20 protein-coding genes and 2 pseudogenes are annotated in these 20,046 nt (G+C 72.0%); 14 read left to right on the top strand and 8 right to left on the bottom strand.

Going from position 1 to position 20,046, the window contains the following annotated elements; all coding sequences use genetic code 11:
* Positions 1-4: 4 nt before the first annotated feature.
* From D1369_RS39930 to D1369_RS39910, 6 genes and pseudogenes are all read right to left on the bottom strand, one after another.
* A complete protein-coding gene (locus D1369_RS39930; RefSeq protein WP_007379551.1) occupies positions 5-325 on the bottom strand; it encodes a hypothetical protein in 321 nt (106 codons plus the stop codon).
* 10 nt (positions 326-335) lie between these two features.
* Positions 336-512: a hypothetical protein gene (locus D1369_RS43245; protein WP_007379552.1), complete on the bottom strand. Its 177-nt coding sequence runs from the start codon at positions 510-512 to the stop codon at positions 336-338.
* Positions 513-821: 309 nt separating this feature from the next.
* Positions 822-1,700 (bottom strand): LLM class flavin-dependent oxidoreductase, encoded by an 879-nt coding sequence (locus D1369_RS39925; protein WP_007379553.1) that lies wholly within the window; start codon positions 1,698-1,700, stop codon positions 822-824.
* 53 nt (positions 1,701-1,753) lie between these two features.
* A pseudogene (locus D1369_RS44250) lies at positions 1,754-1,873 on the bottom strand (NAD(P)-dependent alcohol dehydrogenase); the annotation flags it as partial.
* Between the two features lie 204 nt (positions 1,874-2,077).
* The gene (locus D1369_RS39915; protein WP_118083183.1) at positions 2,078-2,320 is read right to left on the bottom strand and encodes a DUF5302 domain-containing protein; all 243 of its coding nucleotides are present in this window, start codon (positions 2,318-2,320) and stop codon (positions 2,078-2,080) included.
* A gap of 100 nt (positions 2,321-2,420) precedes the next feature.
* Entirely contained in the window at positions 2,421-3,443 is a 1,023-nt protein-coding gene (locus D1369_RS39910; RefSeq protein ID WP_007379554.1) for an NADP-dependent oxidoreductase, read from the bottom strand.
* 112 nt (positions 3,444-3,555) lie between these two features.
* Here D1369_RS39910 and D1369_RS39905 point away from each other — a divergent pair, with 112 nt between their 5' ends.
* Together D1369_RS39905 and D1369_RS44245 are read left to right on the top strand one after the other, a co-directional pair.
* Entirely contained in the window at positions 3,556-4,107 is a 552-nt protein-coding gene (locus D1369_RS39905; protein WP_007379555.1) for a TetR/AcrR family transcriptional regulator, read from the top strand.
* 113 nt (positions 4,108-4,220) lie between these two features.
* A pseudogene (locus D1369_RS44245) lies at positions 4,221-4,623 on the top strand (GNAT family N-acetyltransferase); the annotation flags it as partial.
* A 31-nt stretch (positions 4,624-4,654) separates the two neighbouring features.
* On the opposite strand, the gene D1369_RS39895 reads toward D1369_RS44245, so the two are convergent.
* Positions 4,655-5,251, bottom strand: coding sequence for a TetR/AcrR family transcriptional regulator (locus tag D1369_RS39895; RefSeq protein ID WP_118083040.1), 597 nt, complete (start codon positions 5,249-5,251; stop codon positions 4,655-4,657).
* Between the two features lie 130 nt (positions 5,252-5,381).
* Between D1369_RS39895 and D1369_RS39890 the strand changes: the two genes are divergently transcribed.
* The 5 genes from D1369_RS39890 to D1369_RS39870 all read left to right on the top strand — a co-directional run bounded on the left by D1369_RS39890 (position 5,382) and on the right by D1369_RS39870 (position 11,940).
* A complete protein-coding gene (locus D1369_RS39890) occupies positions 5,382-6,299 on the top strand; it encodes an NAD(P)-dependent oxidoreductase (protein ID WP_037898671.1) in 918 nt (305 codons plus the stop codon).
* A 258-nt stretch (positions 6,300-6,557) separates the two neighbouring features.
* Entirely contained in the window at positions 6,558-7,178 is a 621-nt protein-coding gene (locus D1369_RS39885; RefSeq protein ID WP_007379559.1) for an SRPBCC family protein, read from the top strand.
* A 63-nt stretch (positions 7,179-7,241) separates the two neighbouring features.
* Positions 7,242-9,575 (top strand): FdhF/YdeP family oxidoreductase, encoded by a 2,334-nt coding sequence (locus tag D1369_RS39880; RefSeq protein ID WP_007379560.1) that lies wholly within the window; start codon positions 7,242-7,244, stop codon positions 9,573-9,575.
* A gap of 179 nt (positions 9,576-9,754) precedes the next feature.
* Positions 9,755-10,822, top strand: a complete 1,068-nt coding sequence (locus D1369_RS39875) for a hypothetical protein (protein WP_118083039.1) — start codon at positions 9,755-9,757, stop codon at positions 10,820-10,822.
* Between the two features lie 2 nt (positions 10,823-10,824).
* Positions 10,825-11,940, top strand: coding sequence for a hypothetical protein (locus tag D1369_RS39870; RefSeq protein WP_118083038.1), 1,116 nt, complete (start codon positions 10,825-10,827; stop codon positions 11,938-11,940).
* A gap of 315 nt (positions 11,941-12,255) precedes the next feature.
* On the opposite strand, the gene D1369_RS39865 is transcribed toward D1369_RS39870, so the two are convergent.
* On the bottom strand, positions 12,256-12,690 hold the full coding sequence (locus D1369_RS39865) for a MarR family transcriptional regulator (protein ID WP_037898673.1): 435 nt from the start codon (positions 12,688-12,690) through the stop codon (positions 12,256-12,258).
* A 184-nt stretch (positions 12,691-12,874) separates the two neighbouring features.
* On the opposite strand from D1369_RS39865, the gene D1369_RS39860 reads away from it, so the two are divergent.
* From D1369_RS39860 to D1369_RS39830, 7 genes are all read left to right on the top strand, one after another.
* A complete protein-coding gene (locus D1369_RS39860; RefSeq protein ID WP_118083037.1) occupies positions 12,875-14,047 on the top strand; it encodes a PP2C family protein-serine/threonine phosphatase in 1,173 nt (390 codons plus the stop codon).
* Between the two features lie 138 nt (positions 14,048-14,185).
* Positions 14,186-15,082: an STAS domain-containing protein gene (locus D1369_RS39855; protein ID WP_007379565.1), complete on the top strand. Its 897-nt coding sequence runs from the start codon at positions 14,186-14,188 to the stop codon at positions 15,080-15,082.
* Entirely contained in the window at positions 15,079-15,504 is a 426-nt protein-coding gene (locus D1369_RS39850; RefSeq protein WP_007379566.1) for an STAS domain-containing protein, read from the top strand. The genes D1369_RS39855 and D1369_RS39850 overlap by 4 nt, the downstream gene beginning before the upstream one ends.
* Positions 15,505-15,948 (top strand): anti-sigma regulatory factor, encoded by a 444-nt coding sequence (locus D1369_RS39845; protein ID WP_007379567.1) that lies wholly within the window; start codon positions 15,505-15,507, stop codon positions 15,946-15,948. It abuts the gene before it with no gap.
* Positions 15,945-17,030: a SpoIIE family protein phosphatase gene (locus D1369_RS39840; RefSeq protein WP_118083036.1), complete on the top strand. Its 1,086-nt coding sequence runs from the start codon at positions 15,945-15,947 to the stop codon at positions 17,028-17,030. Before D1369_RS39845 ends, D1369_RS39840 begins: the two co-directional genes overlap by 4 nt.
* Positions 17,014-18,876 (top strand): GAF domain-containing SpoIIE family protein phosphatase, encoded by a 1,863-nt coding sequence (locus tag D1369_RS39835; protein WP_118083035.1) that lies wholly within the window; start codon positions 17,014-17,016, stop codon positions 18,874-18,876. The genes D1369_RS39840 and D1369_RS39835 overlap by 17 nt, the downstream gene beginning before the upstream one ends.
* A complete protein-coding gene (locus tag D1369_RS39830; protein ID WP_007379570.1) occupies positions 18,854-20,041 on the top strand; it encodes a PP2C family protein-serine/threonine phosphatase in 1,188 nt (395 codons plus the stop codon). The genes D1369_RS39835 and D1369_RS39830 overlap by 23 nt, the downstream gene beginning before the upstream one ends.
* Positions 20,042-20,046: the final 5 nt, after the last annotated feature.

Raw genomic sequence — 20,046 nt, 5'->3', positions numbered from 1 at the left:
GGGGTCACCCCGCCGTCGTGTGCGGCACCACGTTCACCTGCAACGTGAAGGCCACACTGCCCGCGCCCGCCAGGTCCGGTTCCTTCGCCAGGACGGTGATGTCGGCAACACCGCCTCGCGTCCCCGCGCAGCGCAGCGAGGCCCGCGCGGTGCCGTCCGCGCCCAGCTGCCAGCCGGACGGCAGGACGAAGACCGGCGCGGAGCTGCGCAGGGCGGTCCACCGTTTGCCGTCCGTGCGAGGGCGCAGGACAAGCGACACCACGGTCCCGGGGCGCACGCACACCTGCTGCCGGACCGGATCACCGGGGGCCACGGTGACCTCCACCTGCCCGCTGTCACAGCTCTTCGGGGATGAGGGTACGGAGGCTGAAGCGGACGGGCTTCGCCCGGTCGGGCTCGCGCTCGGTGTCGCGGACGAGCTGGTGGAGGGTGCCCCGGACGCGGACGTCGACGCACCGGCCGACGGCGGCGGAGAGCCGCCCCCGGACGGTCCTTCGGAGGAGCCGCCGCACGCCACCAGGACGACCGCCCCCGCGATCACCCACCCCCCGGCCCACCCTCGCATCCGTGCACCTCCCGGCCCGACGCCCATGGATACCAGCATGCCCCACCGCGCCGCGCCGAACGGGCGGTGCCGTCGGCGCTCCGCCCCGTGCCCCCTGCGGCACGCGGATCACGGCCATGCTGGAGAGGCCCGTGCGTCGGCGGCAGCCCGAGACAGGGGTGCGAGGCGGTGACACCCCAGTACCTCGACGCGGATCCCGGCATCACCGAGAAGCGCGTGTTCAGGGGACTCCGTGACGGACCGCGATCCCCGGCCTTCAGTTCTGCTGCCCGACCGCCTCCAGTACGGCCTTCAGCTGCCGCAGCGGATCCGGGCCGGCGATCCGCAGGACGACCGTGTCCGCGCCGGCCGCCGCCAGTTCGCGGATGTGCCCGGCGGCCTGGGTGGCGGGACCCGAGACGGTGAACACCTCGTGCGGCGGACGGCCGAGCCAGGCGGCGTGGCCCTCGATGTGCGGGTGCAGGGCGCGGGTCACCTCGTCGACGTCGTCACCTACGCAGGCGAAGGCGAAGACCGTCAGGGTGTGGTCGGAGGCGGCGCCGCCCTTGGCGATCAGCTCGCGGGCGTTCTCCAGGTCGTGCGGGCCGTGGCCCTCAGTGATCACGGTGCCGTCCGCGACCCGTCCGGACAGCTCCAGGGAGCGCGGGCGCACCACGCCCGCGACCACCGGCGGGGCCTCGGCCGGGGGGTGTGTCAACTGGACACCGTCCAGGCGGACTTCGCGGCCCTTCAGTTCCACCCGTTCTCCGCGCAGCAGCGCGCGCACCGAGGTGATGGTCTCGTCCAGCAGGGCCAGCGGAGAGCGGGCCGCGGCGCCCACCTGGGCCATCCACTCCTGCACTCCGTGCCCGATCCCGGCCACCAGCCGCCCGGGGAACACCCGTGCCAGCGTGGCCAGTTCCATCGCCAGGAGCGCCGGGCTGCGCAGCGGGGCGGGCGCGATGCCGATGCCGACCCTGATGTGTTGCGTGGCTCCCAGCGCCACGGCCGCCGCCGACACCCCGCCGTTCCACCCGAGGTCCTCGACCACCCACAGGTCGTCCAGGCCGATCGCCTCGGCCTGCCGCGCGAACTCGGGCAGCCCTTCCGGGGCCCAGTCGCGGTCGTACATCACACCGATCCGTACGTTCGTCATACGCCGGAACCTATGCGGCGGTGACCCGTCGTTCAACGGCGTATCCGCAGCCGCACGGTGACGAATCCGAGATGCCCGAGGTGGCTGGGCGTCCCGTCCATGGCGACCAGGCGCAGGTAGGGGACGAGGTGGTGCGGTGCCGAGACGGTGCCGATGACGACGTCGAACCGGTCGGAAAAGTCCGGGCACCTCAGCCGGCAGGGGTGCGAGGTGCCCGGAAGCGGTCACGGCGACGTCGAGCGCCCCGGGCGCCCGGAGATCCGGCGGGGCCACTCCACCGCCCCGCGCCGCCCCCGTCTGCCGAGGGCCGGGCCCGGACTACGACACAGGGGTCCTCGCGCGGGGTCGGGGCGGTCGGAGTCCGGGACCGCTCCGGCTCAGCCCCCGCTCTTGCGCCGGAACGACCGCTGGCTCGAAGCCGGGCCGTGGGTCCCGCGGATCTTTGACGCGTGGGGGTTGGAGGCGAGGTCGGCGGCGTCCGCCTCCGCACCGCGCTTGCGGGCCAAGGCTTCTCGGAACTTTCGTTTGAGGTCGTAGTTGCCGTCGCTGTCGGGCGCGAGCGCGGACGCCTCGGGCTCAGCCGGCTCCGAACCTTCTGGGGATGCAGCTTCTGCGGTCATCGTGACCTCCTGGGTCCGGACAGTGGGAAGCACAGCTTGTCATGCCGGACGCGGTACGGGCGCCGCTATTCCGCTGAGGTCACGGGCCAGGGCTCGTTCCTCAGGAGTCCTGAGCGACCGTGAGCACGATCTTGCCCCGGATGTGCCCCCGGGCGGCCCGTTCGTGCGCCGCCCGGGCGTCCGCGAGCGCAAAGGTGCTGTCTGTCGCGACGCGGACGGTGCCCGCCTCGAGCAGGTTCGCCAGTTCGGCGAGCTGCGCGCCGTTCGAGCGGACCTGGGTGGCCGTGACGGTGACACCCAGCTTCTCGTTCTCCTCGTCGTCGAACTCTCCGAAGTACACCGGGTAGAGGGCCCCGCCGCGCTTGACGGTCCGCAGGAAGCGCCTGCTGCCGGGGCCCCCGACGGCGTCCAGGACGAGATCGACGTCCCGGGCGACCTCTTCCGGGCGGTCCTTGGTGTAGTCGATGAACTCGTCGGCGCCGAGTTCGCGCAGGAACGTCTCGTGGGCGCCCGAGGCCACGGCGATGACGTGGGCCCCCTTCCACTTGGCCAGCTGGAGCGCGAGATGCCCCACGCCACCGGCAGCGCCGTTGACGAGCACCGCGGTCTCGGCACCGAGCGCCATCGGGCGGTGCTGCGCGGCCTGGAACGGTGAGGGATGGTCGTGCCCGAGCTCGATCAGGAACTGCCACGCCGTCAACCCCGACATGGGCAGACCGGCGGCGTGGACATGGTCGACGGAAGTCGGCTTGCGCGCGAGGTCGGAGGCCGGCGCCGTGACGTACTCGGCGTACGCGCCGCCCTGAAGCGCGGCGGGGAACCGCACAAGACCGAACACCTCTTCTCCCACGGTGAAGGCGTCGACGTCGGTGGCGACGGCTTCCACGACGCCCGAGACGTCGGTCCCCGGGATCAGGGGGAGGTCGAACGGGGGCTTGAGCTCGGGCGGTACGTCGGGCATCCCCTCACGGGCGTACCAGTCGGGAGGATTGAGGCCCACCGCGTGCACGCGCACCAGCACCTCTCCGGGGCCCGGTGCGGGGACCGGCACCTCCTCGTAACGCAGCACCTCAGGGCCGCCGAACTCGTGCAGACGGACGGCCCTCATCGTGTCTGTCGACATCATTTTTCTCCTGCCCGCACTGCGGGATACGCTTATCCGGATCAGCGATCCGGGTATCCGGACCACTGATCCGAATATATGGATCGCTGATCCGGATAGTCAAGGGGAGCAGATGCGGGCCGACGCCAGGAAGAACCACGACCACCTCCTCGCCGTTGCGGGCGCCGTCATCACCGAGCAGGGCGTCGACGCGTCGCTGCGCGACATCGCACGCAGGGCCGAGGTGGGACTCGCCACGCTGATCCGTCACTTCCCCACCCGCGAGGCGCTGCTCGAAGCCCTGCTCCGCACGAGCTTCGACGAACTGGCGGTGAAGGCGGCGGCCCTCGAAACATCGAAGGAGCCCGACGACGCGCTGGCCTCGTGGCTGCGCGACTTCGTCGCCTGCGCGCACAACTACCGCGGCGTCGTGGCACTGATGGTCACAGCCATCGAGGACCCACAGTCCGCGCTGCACGCCTCGTGCGTCGCGATGCGCGCTGCCGGCACCCAACTCCTCACCCGCGCCCAGGCGCAGGGCCTGGCACGCACCGACATCGACGGCACCGACCTGTTCGCGCTGGCCGGTTCGCTGGCGTGGCTCAGCGATCAGCCGTCACTCGCCGCACGCACCGATCACCTCTTCGACGTGGTCGTGAGCGCCATCCTGAGACCCGGCGAGTAACGACGACAGGGCAACGCCGTCCCCGGCACCCGGCACCCGGCACCCGGCCAAGATCGAAGCCTTTGTGAGCCGCCCGATACGGTGCCCCCCATGACCGAACTCGACGCCGTGGCCTGGCCAGTTGGCCCGATCGGAACACCTACCTCGGTGGCCCGCAACCGCGGGACGAGCTCGAGCCCTCGGTACCCGGGACACCGGGGCGGCGACCTGGCCACTTCGTGGTCGACCTCGACGGAGCGATGATCGGCACCGTCGAGATCAGATGACATTAGGCCCCGCCGCAGGCACGGGACCCGCCGCAGGCATGGGGTGCAGGTACGCCGCCGAGGCGTGCACGGCGGCACTCGACTGGTTCGCCGCCGCGTGTCCGGGGTGCCCGTCGTGCTCTGCACCCAGACCGCCAACAGCCGCTCGATGCGGCTCGCGACGAAACCGGGGTTCACCGAGCTGAAGGACTCCGGCCGCCCCCCGCGCCGACTAACACCCTCGATGTCGCCGGCCCCGCACCACCCCTGAGGCCGCTCCCGGTCCGCCGCAGCAGAACCGGTCAGTCCTCCCGGCGCACCGCCGCGTCGAGGAGAGGGCCGAGTTCATGGGCCACGGTCGTCAGCGGACGTACGTCCCGCTCCGCCCGGGCCATGAGAATCGCCCCTTCCAGGGCACTCACCATGAGGGTGGCCAGCGCGCTCGCCCGTTCCTCGGGCACGCCCATGTCGGTCAGCGCGCGGGCCACCGGGCCGGTCCAGGTCGCGAACGCCTCCGCCGCGGCCGCCCGCGTGGACGCGGTCGACTCCGCCCAGTCCACCGTGGCGGCGGCGACCGGGCAGCCACCGGCGAAGCCGACGCTCTCGTACTCCTCGGTCCACTGGCGCACCATCGCGGCGAACAGCCCGCTCGGTGTCGGCTCGGGCAGGGCGGCGAGGAAACGGGCCACGCGATTGCCCGCGTACCGGCCCGCCCACTCCACCGCCTCGTTGACCAGTTGCTCCTTGCCGCCGGGGAAGTAGTGCTGGAGTGAACCGCGCGGCGCGCCGGCGTGCGCGGCGACCTCGCGCATGCCGGTCGAGGCGACCCCCTCGCGCCGGATGAGCTGGGCCGCGCTGAAGACCATCCGCTCCCGAGCTCCCCTCTCGGACACCGCCATCGCCGCCCTCCACGTCTGGTTTCGTACCGGCTCACTCTATGACCACCGTCATAGCCGCGCGTACTATGACCGCTGTCATAGTGTGCGGCAACGGCCCGGCTTCGGCATGGGCCGGAAACGGCGGTGCCTCGTGTACGTGGGATTCATCGGCCTCGGAACCATGGGCCGGCCCATGGCCCTCAACCTCGCCCGGGCCGGGACACCGCTCATCGTGTGGAACCGCACTCCCGACCGGTGCGAGGCCCCGCGCACCGCCGGAGCCGAGGTCGCCGCGAGCCCTGCCGAGGTCTTCGCCCGGGCCGGGACCGTGATCCTCATGCTGGCCGACGAGGCCGCCGTGAACACCGTCCTGGGGCGCGGCACCCCGGACTTCGCCGATCTCGTGGCCGGACGGACCGTCGTCCACATGGGCACCACTTCGGCCGAGTACTCGGCCGGTCTGCAGGATGCCGTCCGGGCGGCGGGCGGACAGTATGTCGAGGCTCCCGTCTCCGGCTCCCGCATCCCCGCCGAGCGGGCCGAGCTGGTGGGAATGACGGCGGGTGACGACGAGGCCGTCGCCGCCGTACGCCCCCTGCTGGCCGCCATGTGCCGGGAGACGTTCGACTGCGGCGCGGTCCCTGGCGCGCTGCTGATGAAGTTCTCGGTGAACCTCTTCCTGATCACCCTCGTCACCGGGCTGGCCGAGGCGTTCCACTTCGCCGACCGGCACGGCCTCGACCAGCGCCTGCTGCGGGACGTCCTGGACGCGGGCCCGATGGCCAGTGCCGTCTCGCGGGTGAAGGGCCCCAAGCTGCTGGCCCGCGACTTCACCGTGCAGGCCGCCGCAACCAACGTCCTGGAGAACAACCGTCTGATCGCCGAGGCCGCCCGCAAGGCCGGCCTGGCCTCCCCGCTCCTCGACGCCTGCCACGCCCTGTACGGCGAGGCCGTCGAACAGGGCCACGGCGCCGAGGACATGGTGGCCGTCCTGCACGCACTGGAATCCCGCACCGACGGCACCCCCGCCTCCGTCCGACGGCCGGAGGACCACGCGAGGCGGTCATGAGCCGACGAGGCACCGCTGACGCACTGCCGGAGAGGATCAGTGCGTACTGCTCGTTGACCGAGTTCTCGGTCGGACCGTGGGCCGGCCGGGTCTGCGAGCCGCGCGGGTACTCGGGGATCCCGCGGCCGGTAGCGAGCGGGAAGCCCAGCGCACGAAGACGAGTCGAAAACTCCGATGGGGGAACCGGGAGAGAAGCCCGACGCACGAGGGGGCCGGGTGGCGCGACGCCCCGGCGCCCGCACCGGAGGAGAGGCCACGATGGCGCGTGAACACGACTCCCAGCAGGCCGTCCCGAACACTCCGGGGATGCGGCCCGACAGCGACGGCGTCACGCGCCGTCGGCCGCTGCGGCGGCGGCACGTCGAGGAGACGGTCGAGGTCGCGGTGCCGGTACGGACGGCGTACAACCAGTGGACGCAGTTCAAGACCTTCCCCCGGTTCTCCGCCGTGGTGCACGGCGTGGAGCAGGTCAGGCCCACCGTGACGGCCTGGACCATCGGCTACGGGCCGCTGCGCCGTCGCTTCGCGGTGGAGATCGTGGAGCAGGACCCGGACGCCTACCTGGCCTGGCGCGCCCTGGAGCAGCGCCCCTCCCACCAGGGCGAGGTGGAGTTCAGGCCGACGGACTCGGGCGGCACGGCCATCACCGTCCGGATGCTCCTCGAGCCGCGCGGAGTCGCGAAACGGCTCACCGGATCGTCCAAGGTCACGCAGGTGACCACCCGGCTGGTGCGCCGCGAACTCCAGAACTTCAAGCAGTTCATCGAGGGGCTGGGCCAGGAGGGCGGGGCCTGGCGCGGCACCATCCGCAACGGCCGGGTACAGCACGACCACCCGGAGCCGCCGAGGAGCCGTGTGGCCCAGTGGCCCGTCGGCTGACCTGTGACCAGGACGCGGCAGGACACCGCGGCGAACGAGTCGCGGCAAGAGAAAGGCGATGCGATGCAGAACCCGCCGGGTGAGGAGCCGGAGACGAATCTCTCCGTGACACCGCCGAAGAAGTGGGCGGCCGGGGTCCCCGCCGTCGTGCACGCGCTGGAGTACTCCCTGGAGCAGACGTCCCCGCGCAGGACCGGAGTGGACCTGCTGGCCATGAACCAGGTGGGCGGGATCGACTGTCCCGGCTGCGCCTGGGCGGATCCGGCCCCGGGGCAGCGTCATCGCAACGAGTACTGCGAGAACGGCGCCAAGCACATCAACGACGAGGCGACGAAACGCCGGATCACCGCCGACTTCTTCCGTGAGCACAGCGTCTCCGACCTCGCCGGCCGCTCCGACATGTGGCTCAACCAGCAGGGCCGGCTCACCGAGCCGATGATCAAGCGGCAGGGCTCCGACCACTACGAGCCCATCGGCTGGAACGACGCCCTGGGCGTGCTCGCCGGGGAACTCACCTCGCTCTCCTCCCCCGACGAGGCCGTCTTCTACACCTCGGGCCGGGCCAGCAACGAGGCCGCCTTCCTCCTCCAGCTCTTCGCCCGCGCCTACGGCACCAACAACCTGCCCGACTGCAGCAACATGTGCCACGAGTCCAGCGGCTTCGCCCTGAGCGAGACACTCGGCACCGGCAAGGGCACCGTCAGCCTCGACGACCTCCACCACGCCGACCTGATCTTCCTGGTCGGTCAGAACCCCGGCACCAACCATCCGCGCCAGCTCTCCGCCCTGGAGGAGGCCAAGCGCAACGGCGCCCGTATCGTGGCGGTCAACCCGCTGCCCGAGGCGGGGCTACGACGCTTCAAGAACCCGCAGAAGCCGAGCGGGCTCATCGGACGCGGCACCCAGATCGCCGACCGCTTCCTGCACATCAAGCCCGGCGGTGACCTCGCCCTCTTCCAGGCCCTGAACCGTCTGCTGCTGGAAGCCGAGGACGCCCGGCCCGGCACCGTCCTGGACCACGACTTCATCGACGCGCACACGTCGGGCTTCGAGGAGTTCGCCCAGCACGCGCGCACCGTCGACTGGGACGACGTCCGCGCGGCGACCGGACTGACCCGCGAGGAGATCGAGAAGGTCCGCGACGAGGTCCTGCGCAGCGACCGCGTCGTCGTCTGCTGGGCGATGGGCATCACCCAGCACAAGCACGGTGTGCCCACCATCCGGGAGATCGTCAACTTCATGCTGCTGCGCGGCAACCTGGGGCGGGCCGGCACCGGCGTCTGCCCGGTGCGCGGGCACTCCAACGTCCAGGGCGACCGCACCATGGGCATCTGGGAGCAGATGCCGGACTCGTTCCTCGACGCGCTGCGGGAGGAGTTCGGCTTCGACCCGCCGCGCCCGCACGGGCTCGACTCGGTGAACTCGATCAAGGCGATGCGTGAAGGCCGCGTCAAGGTGTTCCTCGCCCTGGCCGGCAACTTCGTGCGCGCCGCTCCCGACAGCGAGGTCACCGAGGAGGCGATGCGTTCGTGCCGGCTGACCGCCCACATCTCCACCAAGCTGAACCGGTCGCACACCGTGTGCGGTGACACTGCGTTGATCCTTCCGACGCTCGGCCGTACCGAACGGGACGTCCAGGCCGACGGGGAGCAGTTCGTCACGGTGGAGAACTCCATGAGCGAGGTGCACACCTCCCAGGGGCGCCTCGAACCGGCTTCGCACCTGCTGCTCAGCGAAGTCGCGATCCTGTGCCGGCTCGCCCGCCGTACCCTCGGCGGCAAGCCGGACATCCCCTGGGACCGGTTCGAGGGGGACTACCACACGATCCGTGACCACATCTCCCGTATCGTGCCGGGATTCCACGACTTCAACGCGCGTGTGACGCGCCCCGGTGGCTTCCAACTGCCCAACCCGGTCAACGAGGGCGTGTTCAACACGTCGGTCGGCAAGGCGCTGTTCACCCGCAACGAGCGGGTGGTCCCGAAGGCGCCCGAGGGCCATCTGCTGTTGCAGACCCTGCGTTCGCACGACCAGTGGAACACCATCCCCTATTCGCTCGACGACCGGTACCGCGGGATCCACGGCAGCCGCCACGTCGTGCTCGTCAACCCGGCCGACCTCGCCGGGCTCGGCCTCTCCCAGGGCGACCAGGTGGACCTGGTCAGCGTCTGGGCGGACGGGACCGAGCGCCGCGCCCGGAACTTCGAGGTCGTCCCCTATCCGGCCGCGCAGGGTTCCGCCGCCGCCTACTACCCCGAGACCAACGTCCTGGTGCCGCTGGACAGCGTCGCCGACATCAGCAACCAGCCGACGTCGAAGGGCATCGTCGTCCGCCTGGAGCCGACATCGAGCCGGGCGACGACCTCCACCTCGTCCGTCTCGCCCGCATGGCGGTGAACACCACGCCGTAGGAGGGCGAGGAGGGCGCGGGAGATCTCGTGGCCCCGGCTCGACTCCCCACCCTCCGGCCCGCCGGAGGAACCGTGCTCCCAGAGGCCACGATCGGCCGGATGCCGTCTGTCCACGGGCCGGTGACGGCCAATAGCCTGTGCGGCCAGCGCGCTCTGGGAGGTCTCGTGAACGGTCTCCGTGCGGTCGTCGTCAGCCTTGTGATCGCGTGTGCAGCGGTGGTGTCACCGGCTGCGGCCGGGACACCGGACCCGGCCGCGACGCCGAGCTGGTCGGCGCTGCCGGTGCCGCCGGCGGTCCCGCCCGTGACCGTGTCCGACCTTGCCGCGCGCCGGCCGGGTGAGGCGTGGGCAACCGGCTACGAGCAGGCCACCGACGGAATGCGGCCGATGCTGTACCGCTGGAACGGCACGGCGTGGAGCCGGGACACCTCCTTCCCCGGCGCCGACGAGCCGGGATGGCTCGGCAAGGTGCAGTTCGTCGGTACGCAGGTGTGGATCCTCCACAACCGCGCGGGCGCAGGCGAGCTCCTGCGCCGGTCGGCGGGAGGCTGGAGTGCCGTCCCGCTCCCCCGGACCCTGTGGACCTACCAGGACTTCGCCGCGGTGCCGGGGGCCGCGTGGGTGGTCGGTGAGGACGACACCGGGCTGAAGGTGCTGCACTACGCCGGCTCCCGCTGGACCACGCAGGCCACCCCGGACGGCGTGCTGTACCTGATGGGGATCACCGCGCGGACCGCCACCGACGCCTGGGCCTGGGCGGACACCAGCACCGGGACGAGCGTCCTGCGCTGGGACGGCACGGCGTGGCGGGACGCGAAGGTGCCACTGCCGCCGAACAGCAATGTGCACACCCTCCTGCTCGAACCGTCCGGCCGGATCACGATCGGCGGCAGCCAGTACACCGACGGCGTGGCCCGCACCTATCTGATGACCTTCAACGGGCACACCTGGCGCACCGCCTACCCGCCGCTGGGCGACACCTACACCGAGGCCATGGTGCGCGGCCCGGACGGCGCGCTGTGGCTCCCGGTGCGCAGCGACCGCGCGTTCCAGTCGAAGTACGCGCGGGTGGACGGCCCTCGCACCACCTTCTCCTACGGCCCGGAGCGCACGAACGCGATCGACGTCAAACCGCGTGCGCTGGCGAGGGCCGGGTCGGCGCTGCTGTCCTTCGGCACGGTCGAGATCTACGGCTCGAAACCGAACCTGATGAGTGAGCGGCTGGGAGGCTGACCATGGCACGCAGACTTCTCGTCGCGGCCCTCGCTGTCGTCGTGACTCTCCTCGCCGCCCTGACGACAGCGAGGGCCGCGACGGACCCCTTGTCCTGGCACCACGTTCCGGTCCCGGACCGGGTGCGCCCCCAGGCAGCGCTCAACGAGGCCGTGGCGTTCGGCCCGGACCGGGCGTGGGCGGTGGGCGTTGACGCCGTCGGTCGCGAGGCGCCGGGCTTCCCGCTGGTGCTGCGCTGGGACGGAACCGAGTGGCACACCCAGAGCCTGCCCGGGATCGGCTGGCAGGGGGAACTGCTGTCCGTCGCGGCGACCTCACCCACCGCGGTCTGGGCGGTTGGCCGCGACGCGGCGGGCGGCACCCGGCTGCTCCGCTTCGACGGCACCGCGTGGTCCGAGAGCCGGCCGCCCTCCGGTGCGGCGCTGACCCAGGTCGTTGCCGGAGGCGGTGAGACCTGGCTGATCGGGTCGCGGGACGGCGCCCAGGTACTGCTGCGCCGGGACGGGAACGGCTGGCAGGACGTGCCCGTGCCGCCGGGATCGGTGTACGGCCTGCACGTCAAGGCCGCCGACGACGTCTGGGCCGCGGGCGCCACCGACTCGGGTGCGGCCGTCTCCCACTGGGACGGGCAGGCGTGGCAGCAGACGATCGTGGACGGCTTCCCGCGGTCCGCCGTGGGCAGTGTGCTGGCGGTCTCCCCGACCGAGGTGTGGGCGGGCGGCACGGCCGGGTTCGTCGGCGGTCCCCCGGGGAGGCCGATTCCCCCGCTGCTGGTCCGCTTCGACGGACAGACGTGGAGCCGGGTGACGGTGCCCGCCGACTTCGGTTCGGTCAGTTCGCTGGCCGCCTCCCCCTCGGGCACGCTGGCCTGGGTCTCGGTGGCCCGCTCGCAGAAGTGGGGCCCGCCGGGCAGCACCCCGCCCCTCGTCCCCGGGCCGGACTTCCTCGCCTGGAACGGGCAGTCGTTCACCGAGTACAGCGAACCCGCGGTGGCCGGAGAGGGCGACTCCCGAACGCTGCGGCCGGCGCCGGTACCGGGCACGGAGACGGTGTGGTCGGTCGGCCGCGCCGACGGCCCCGAGGGCACCTTCGCCCCGCGCATCCTGCGCTTCGGCTGAGAGGTGGACAGCACAGCGGAGTCCGAGCGGAAATCCCTTCCTCTTTCCCCGGATGGCTCCGCACATGCGCGGCTTCCCTCGATCGAGAGACATACGGCACACCCCCCGAACAACGCGGCGCGACGGGGTAACCGAGTTCAGGTAAGGGCGTCAGACGCACTGTTGCCGTTTGACAACAAAAGCCAGGCAAGCAACACAGTAACCGTGTCGGACGTATGGGGAAGGACCTGGAATGCTCCGGTGGGCGGAGACCACTCCGTGTGCTGGTCACGTGTGTCGAGAGGTGACGAAGACGTCGACGGTGCGCTCGGCGCCTCAGGCGGTCCGGCTGCCGGAGCCCGCCGCGTCGCCGTGCGGCTGTTCCGCCGCGGCGGCGCAGAACGCTTCGAGCCCTTCCAGCAGCGCGACCCGCTTGGCGGCAGGCATGTCCGCCAGCACGGTCTGCAACTCCCTCTCCCTGCGGGCGCGCAGGTCGACGAGGAACGCGCGCCCCGGGCCACTGAGGTGCAGCCGCACCTCACGTCTGTTCTCCTCGCTCACGGCCCGGTCGACGAACCCGGCCGCCACCAGCCGGTCGCACAGCCGACTCGTGGACGGCGGGGTCGAGGCCAGGCACTCGGCGAGGGTGCGCAGGTTGATGCCGTCGTGGTGCTCGAGGATGTGCAGCACCCGAAGCTGCGACGCGGAGGTGGGCGCGGTCGAGGCCCGGCCCCACACGACCTCCAGCAGCTCGACGGCCGTGGTGGTCACGCGGGCCACCTCATCAGGCTCTGAGCGGCGGCGGAAGGCAGTCACGATCACACTCTCGCAGGCACTGGGGTGCCTGTCAGCGTACTAGGCGCGCGCTGACCACACAGGACCGCAACGGTCGCACCGAGCGGCCCAGTGAGTGGGACCCGTACGTCGTCCGGTGAAGGACAGGTGTTTTTCCATCATGAAGAGATTTCTGGCCGCTGAACGCGCTCTGCGCACAGCGGCCCCCCACGAGTTGCTCGACGCCATCCGCGCCGTAGTGATCGAGGAGTACGGCGCGGAGGACGTCGAGCTGTTCATGGCCGACTACAGCCTGCGCGTGCTCCAGCCGGTGTCGGTGCTGCCGCACACGCTGGAGCCGGTGTCGGTGCACAGCAGCCCGGCCGGCCGGGCCTTCGGTTCGCAGAAGCCGTACCGGGAGAAGGGGCCCGGCGGGCGAACACGTCTGCATCTGCCGGTCAGTGTGCGCGGCGACCGGCTTGGCGTGCTGTCCGTGACCCTGTCCGACGTCGACGCCACGCAGCGGTGGGAGTCCGAACTGGCCGACGTCGCCGGCGTACTGGGGCACGAGCTGGTCGTGGCGGAACGCGACACGGACCTGTACCTCCAGGCGCGGCGCAAGGACCGGCTGACCCTGGCCGCCGAGATGCAGTGGCAACTGCTGCCCGGCCGCGCCTGCTCCCGCCCCGAGTACGAGCTGGGGGCCCAGCTGGAGCCGGCCTACGCGATCTTCGGCGACAACTTCGACTGGTCCGCGACCGCCGACCACCTGATGCTGTACGTCACCAACGGCATGGGCGAGGGCATAGAGGCGTCGCTGCTGACGAACCTGGCCATCAACGCCCTGCGCAACGCCCGGCGCGCCGGACTGTCCCTCGCCGACCAGGCGGCCCTGGCCGATCAGGCGGTCTACGCCCACTACCGGGGGCACTACTACTTGTCCGTCCTCATGTTCGACTTCGACCTGGCCACCGGCCGGGCGAGCGTCGTGGACGCCGGCTCCCCCCAGCTGCTGCGGCTGCGCGGCGGCAGCGTGGAACGGGTCGCCTTCGACGCCCAGCTTCCGCTGGGGATGTTCGAGGAGACCGACTACATCGCGCAGGACTTCCAGGCCGAGCCCGGTGACCGGCTCATCTTCGTCAGCGACGGAGTCCACGCCGTGGCCTCGCCCAGGGGCGAGGCGTACGGGGAAGAGGCTCTCGCCCGGGCCATCCACTCCACCCGTCTGCTGCCCGCCGCGGAGGTGCCGCGCGCCGTCCTGCGGGAGCTGACCGGCCACCGCGGCGAGGCGATGCCGGACGACGACGCGCTGATCGTGTGTCTGGACTGGCACGGCAGGCGACCGTCGGACTGATCCGCGAGTCCGCCAGGCGGCGGCAGCAGGGGCATTGTTGTCCGGCGTACCCGCACGCGTTAACGTTTGCCATGCGGCAATAATTGCTGCATGGCCTGACCGCTCGACGGGCCGAACGGCCTCGCAGACAGGGAGACGATGCAGGTGGCGGAGCACGACACGGCCCCCGACACAGCGAAGGAGCTGGGTGCCTTCCTGGAGCGGCGCCGTGAGCAGATCGCCCAGCGCTGGGCGGACGCCGCCCTGTTCCGCACCGTCTTCACCGTCTCCCGGGACGAGGCGGTCGAGGCGGGCAAATCCGTCGTGGACGCCCTGGCCGACGTGGCCCGCTCCGGACGGCTGGAGGATGTCGACGCTCCGGGTTTCGACGCCGTGCGGGACCAGCTCGGCCGGATGGCCGCGGCTCGGGCCCGGGCCGGGTTCACACCCGTGCAGATCGCCGGCGAGGTCGCGGATCTGCGCGAACCGATGACCGCACTGCTGCGGACCGAGTTCCAGGACGCCGACGGCGTGCGGGCACACGCGTGCGGGCAGGCGCTGGCGGTCCTGACGGCCACACTCCGCCTGGTGATCATGGAGACGACGGTGAGCGCGGGCGAGGAGCTCATCGAGCGCCAGCGTCAGCAGCTGCTGGAGGTGGCCACCCCGGTCATCAAGCTGTGGGACGGCGTGGTCGCCGTACCGCTGATAGGAACGCTGGACAGCGCCCGCAGCCAGGTCGTGATGGAGAGCCTGCTGGAGGCCATCGTGGACCAGCGGGCCGCCTACGCGATCCTCGACATCACCGGCGTGCCGACCGTGGACTCGCTCGTGGCCCAGCATCTGATGAAGACGGTCGCCGCGGCCCGGCTGATGGGCGCGGAGTGCATCGTCTCCGGCATCCGTCCCGCCATCGCGCAGACCATCGTCCACCTCGGTATCGACCTCGGATCGATCATCACGCGGGCCGGCCTCGCCGACGCGTTGGCGTACGCCCTCACCCAGCAGGGCATCGTCGTCTCCGCACGCCCGGCGACGGGAGCGAGTCCGCGGTGACCGGCTTCGTCGCCCCGCACTCCGGCCCGGGCCCGGTGCCGGTCCTGGCGCTGGGAGACGTCCTGCTGGTCACGCTGCAGGGCGAGCTGCACGACGGCGCGGCCGAACAGCTGCAGCACGACATCGCCCAGCGGATCGCCTCCAGTGCCACGCCGGTGAACGGTGTCGTGATCGACATCTCCGGCGTGGAGATCGTCGACTCCTTCCTCGGGCGCGTCCTGGCCGAGATCGCCGCGAGCTCGCGCCTGCTGGCCGCGCGGACCGTACTGGCCGGCATGCGTCCGGCCGTCGCCATCACCCTCGTCGAGATGGGTCTCACCCTGCCCGGCCTGGGGACGGCGCTGAACGTCGAGAGTGCCCTGTCCCTGCTGGGCCGCGCGACCTCGGCTGCTCCGACCGCACACCTGGAAGAGGGTGCATGAATGCATGCCCCCAGCGCCTCGACCACGCGCCTGCCCATCGGCTCGGACGCCGACCTGGCCTGGGTACGCCAACAAGTGCGCCAGACCGCTGCCGGTCTCGGATTCAACCTGGTCCAGCAGACGAAGCTGGTGACCGCGGCCAGTGAACTGGCGCGCAACGCCCTCGTCCACGGCGGCGGCGGACACATGGAGATGACGGTGCTGACGGAGGGCGCCCACCACGGACTGCGACTGTCCTTCGTCGACGCGGGCCCCGGCATCCGGGACGTCGAACTCGCCATGACCGACGGTTACACCACCGGAAACGGCCTGGGCATGGGGCTGAGCGGGGCCAAGCGGCTCGTCAAGGAGTTCACTCTCGACACCCGCCCCGGCCAGGGCACCACCGTCACCGTCACCGACTGGGTCTCCGGCCTGCCCGCGCCCCGTACGGGTGCGCCGTGAGCAGGGTGTGGGACATCCCGGTCCAGGACAGCACCCGCGTCCGGGACGTACGTGTCGCCGCCGAAGCCGCCTGCGCCCGAGCGGGGCTGGACGCACATGCCACAGCCGTCGCGGCGCTGGTGGCCACCGAGTTGGGCACCAACCTCGTCAAGCACGCCGGGGGCGGCCGTGTCCTCGTCAACCTGGCCGCCCTCTCCGACACGTTCGCCGAGGACGTGCCCTGTGTGCAGATCACCTCGCTCGATCACGGACCGGGCATCGACAACGTCCCCGCGGCGATGCGGGACGGTCACACGACCGCCTCCTCCTCCCTCGGTGCGGGCCTGGGCACCTGCCGGCGCATCTCCAGCGAGTTCGACGTGCACAGCAGACCGGGTCAGGGCACCGTCGCGGTGGCACGCATCACCCCGGCGAGAGCACCGGGCGGACCGCGCCCCCGGGAGGTGCGTTCCCGTACGGGGACCCGGGCCGGCGGCATCACCAGCTCCCTCGCCCATGCCGAGCACTCCGGAGACGCCTTCACCTGGGTGCGCTCCGGTCCACGCGTCACGCTGATGCTGGTGGACGGGCTCGGCCACGGGGACAAGGCGGCCGACGCGTCCACAGCCGCCGTGGAGGAACTGCGCCGATGCGCCGAGCTGCCGCCGGCCGAGATCCTGCGGCGGCTGCACACCGCACTGCGGGCCACGCGCGGCGCGGCCGTCGGTGTCGCCCAGCTCGACGAGGGCACCGAAAAGGTCTCGTTCGCCGGGGTCGGCAACATCGGCGCCAGGCTGCGCACCGGCGGCGCGTGGCATCCCCTCATCTCCCACCCGGGCATCGTCGGCGCCCATTTCCCCGCCTCCGTGCCCCTGCGCGAGAACACCTGGACGCCGGACAGTCTGCTCGTCCTGCACAGCGACGGGCTCCCCAGCCGCTGGGTACCCCCCGGCGACCCCTTGTTCGGCGCCCATGACCCCGCCGTGGTGGCCGCGGTCGTCCTCAGGGACGCCGGCAGCGCCGCCCGGCCTCTGCGTGACGACGCCTGCGTGGCCGTACTGGCCCCTGAACCCCGGACGGACCCGCATGACCGCACCCCCTGACGTCTGGAAGATCGCGTCGGTCGCCGATGCCGCCCGGGCCCGTGCAGCCGTCGACCATGTCGCCACGGACGGCGGGACGCCGACGCTGGAGCGGGTCCGCTTCCTAACGTCGCTGACGGCACGCCTGCGCCACTGCCTCAGCCGCGGCGGTGAGTGGGAACTCCGGCTCCACGTCCGGCAGTCCGCCACCGAGCAGCCCGCCCGTCTCGAGGTGACGCTGCGCCCGGTCGGCGACCGCGAGCCGGGCGCGCAGGACGAAACACCCTTGCTCACCTGCTCCCTGCCGCACCAGCCGGCCCGGAAGAGTCGCCGAGCCGCGACCTCGCTGCCGCAGGCCCTGCTGGCCGCGGACGAGAACACCGCGGCGGTGCTGAGCCTCCTCGACGAGCAGGAAGACCTGGTCCGGCTGCACCGGGAGGAACTGCACCACACCAACCAGGGCGTTCTGGCGCTGCACGCCGACCTGGAGGCCGGGGCCCGCGCCCAGCGCGAGCTCCTCGAAGCCGAGCGGACCGCACGCGCCGCGACGGAGCGGGCCCGGCGCCTGCTGACCTTTCTCGGTGACGCGAGCGCCGCCATCACATCGTCCCTCAGCCATACGGCCATCCTGCGCCGCCTCTCCGACATGCTGGTGCCGGAGTACGCGGAGCGTCTCGACGTCTGGCTCTTCGACGAGGAGGAGTACGAGGACCACGACGACGAGCGCGCGCAGCGCGTCCGGGAGCACTCGGCCGCCGCCGTGGCCGCCGCCCGCACGGGGCGCCCCCAGCACGCCGCCGCCCACCCCGGCGCCCTGCCCGGCGTCGACGACCTCCCGCCCTCCGCCCTGTCCCCCGAGCGGCCGCTGCTGGCCATCCCCCTCGTCGCGCAGCGCCTGCTGGGCGTCCTCACCCTGACCGCGCCTGGCCCCCGCTTCGACGAGGACACCTCCGTGATGCTGGTCGAGCTGGCCCGCCGCGTCGGCGTCGCGCTGGACCACGCCCACCGATACCAGCAGTCCCGCAACACCGCCGAAGCCCTCCAGCGGGCCCAGCTCACCGACCTGCCCACCCCGCCGGGTCTGCTGCTCGCCGCGCGGTACCTTCCCGCCACCTGGGGCATGAACATCGGCGGCGACTGGTACGACGCCTTCCTCCAGCCCGACGGCAGCCTGCTGGCCGTCATAGGGGATGTCACCGGCCACGGACTGCACGCCGCCGTCGTCATGGGTCAGTTGCGCACAGCCCTGCGCGCCTACGCCGTCGAGAACGCCACCCCCGGCGAGATCCTCACGCGGCTGCACCGCATGCTCGGCCACCTCCAGCCGGACCTGTACGCCACCGCGCTGATCGCCCGCTTCCGGCCGGGCGAGCCGGAGGTGGTCTGGGCCTCGGCCGGCCACCCGCCCGCCGTCGTGCGCGGCGCCGACGGGACCGTACGGGTGCTGGAGGCCAAGCCCGGCGTGATGCTGGGCATCCCGCTGCCCTACGTGTACAAGGATCACCGGGCCGACCTGCCTCCCGGCTCGTCCCTCGTGCTGTACACCGACGGCCTGGTCGAACGCCGGGGGCAGGGTATCGACCCGGGCATCGGTCGCCTGGCCCGCGCCCTGGAGGCGTTGAACACCCCGGAGCTGGAACAGGACCTGGACGCGGCCGCGGACGCCCTGCTCAAGCCCCTCCTGTACGACTCCGAACGGGACGACGACGTCTGCCTGCTGCTGTGCCACACCGTGACGCCGACTGCGCCGGAGCGGTCCCTGAAGGCGGACCGATTCCCCTCCGGCTCCGAACCTCCTGGCGGCCCGCCCGCTCGCGGTAGCGTGAAGGACACAAGGCGAGAGGGTGGATGTCGTGAAAGCCTCTGAACCGCAGCCGTCCGCGGAGGCCCAACTCCGCGCGGCCGCGCCGCACACACTGGTCGCCACCGCCCGCCGTCTGCTGGCCGAGCGGGTGGACGCCCAGGAGGTGACCCTCCTCCTCGCCGACTACGGCCTGGACGTCCTGCAACCGGTGACGCACCTGCCGCACACCGGTCCCCCGGTCTCCGCCCAGGAGGGGCCCGCGGGCAGCGCCTTCCTCACCCAGAAGCCGGTGTTGGAGGTCCTCCACGACCCGGTCGGCAACCTGGCCCATCTGCCCATCACCGTGCGCGGCGACCGTCTCGGCGTCCTGTCCGTCCAGCTGCCCGCAGGGGCCGTCGACCCGCACACCGTGCTCCAGCTCGGCGACTTCGCCACGGCCCTCGGCCATGAGGTCACCACCGCCGGCCGCGACACCGACCTCTACCTCCAGGCCCGCCGTACCCGTCGGCTGACCCTCGCCGCCGAGATGCAGTGGCAGCTCCTGCCCGGCCGGGGCTGCGCGCGCGAGGAGTACGTCATCGGCGCCCACCTCGAACCCGCCTACTCCATCGGCGGCGACACCTTCGACTGGTCCACCGGCGCCGACCACCTGTTCCTGACCATCACCGACGGCATGGGACAGGGCATCGACGCCTCCCTGCTCGCCAGTCTCACGACCGGCGCCCTGCGCAACGCCCGCCGCGCCGGCATAGGCCTCGCCGACCAGGCATGCCTCGCCGACCAGGCCGTCTACGCCCAGTACGGCGGCAAGGCGTACACCTCCACACTGCTGCTGCGCTTCGAGCTGGCCACGGGCCTCGTGCAGGCCGTCGACGCGGGCTCCCCCCAACTGTTCCGGCAGCGTGGCGGGCGTACCGAGCGGGTCGAGCTGGAGGCGCAGCTGCCGCTCGGCATGTTCGAGGAGACCCTCTACGCGGAGCAGACCTTCCGGGTCGAGCCCGGCGACCGGCTCATCGCGGTCAGCAGCGGTGTCCACGGCACCCGCTCCGCGACGGGCGACCTGTTCGGCGAGCGGGTCCTGCGCCAGGTCCTCGGCGCCACCCGTTCGACGGCGCCGCACGAGACGGCACGCGCGGTCGTCGCCGGCCTGATCGAGCACTTCGGCAGCAAGGAACTGCTGTCCGACGCCGCCGTGGTCTGCCTCGACTGGAACGGCCGCCAGGGCTGACCGTC

The organism is Streptomyces sp. CC0208, assembly GCF_003443735.1.
Taxonomy (GTDB): domain Bacteria; phylum Actinomycetota; class Actinomycetes; order Streptomycetales; family Streptomycetaceae; genus Streptomyces; species Streptomyces sviceus.
The sequence above is the reverse complement of the archived record's forward strand: the minus strand, read 5'-3'. Positions and strand labels throughout refer to the sequence as shown.

What these genes read in the sequence shown, in the direction of transcription:
- D1369_RS39870 (WP_118083038.1), top strand. Translation starts at nt 10,825, where the DNA reads ATGGCACGCAGACTTCTCGTCGCGGCCCTCGCTGTCGTCGTGACTCTC.
- D1369_RS39880 (WP_007379560.1), top strand. Translation starts at nt 7,242, where the DNA reads ATGCAGAACCCGCCGGGTGAGGAGCCGGAGACGAATCTCTCCGTGACA.
- D1369_RS39855 (WP_007379565.1), top strand. Translation starts at nt 14,186, where the DNA reads ATGCAGGTGGCGGAGCACGACACGGCCCCCGACACAGCGAAGGAGCTG.
- D1369_RS39860 (WP_118083037.1), top strand. Translation starts at nt 12,875, where the DNA reads ATGAAGAGATTTCTGGCCGCTGAACGCGCTCTGCGCACAGCGGCCCCC.
- D1369_RS39895 (WP_118083040.1), bottom strand. Translation starts at nt 5,251, where the DNA reads ATGGCGGTGTCCGAGAGGGGAGCTCGGGAGCGGATGGTCTTCAGCGCG.
- D1369_RS39885 (WP_007379559.1), top strand. Translation starts at nt 6,558, where the DNA reads ATGGCGCGTGAACACGACTCCCAGCAGGCCGTCCCGAACACTCCGGGG.
- D1369_RS39925 (WP_007379553.1), bottom strand. Translation starts at nt 1,700, where the DNA reads ATGACGAACGTACGGATCGGTGTGATGTACGACCGCGACTGGGCCCCG.
- D1369_RS39845 (WP_007379567.1), top strand. Translation starts at nt 15,505, where the DNA reads ATGCATGCCCCCAGCGCCTCGACCACGCGCCTGCCCATCGGCTCGGAC.
- D1369_RS39910 (WP_007379554.1), bottom strand. Translation starts at nt 3,443, where the DNA reads ATGTCGACAGACACGATGAGGGCCGTCCGTCTGCACGAGTTCGGCGGC.
- D1369_RS39835 (WP_118083035.1), top strand. Translation starts at nt 17,014, where the DNA reads ATGACCGCACCCCCTGACGTCTGGAAGATCGCGTCGGTCGCCGATGCC.
- D1369_RS39905 (WP_007379555.1), top strand. Translation starts at nt 3,556, where the DNA reads ATGCGGGCCGACGCCAGGAAGAACCACGACCACCTCCTCGCCGTTGCG.
- D1369_RS39915 (WP_118083183.1), bottom strand. Translation starts at nt 2,320, where the DNA reads ATGACCGCAGAAGCTGCATCCCCAGAAGGTTCGGAGCCGGCTGAGCCC.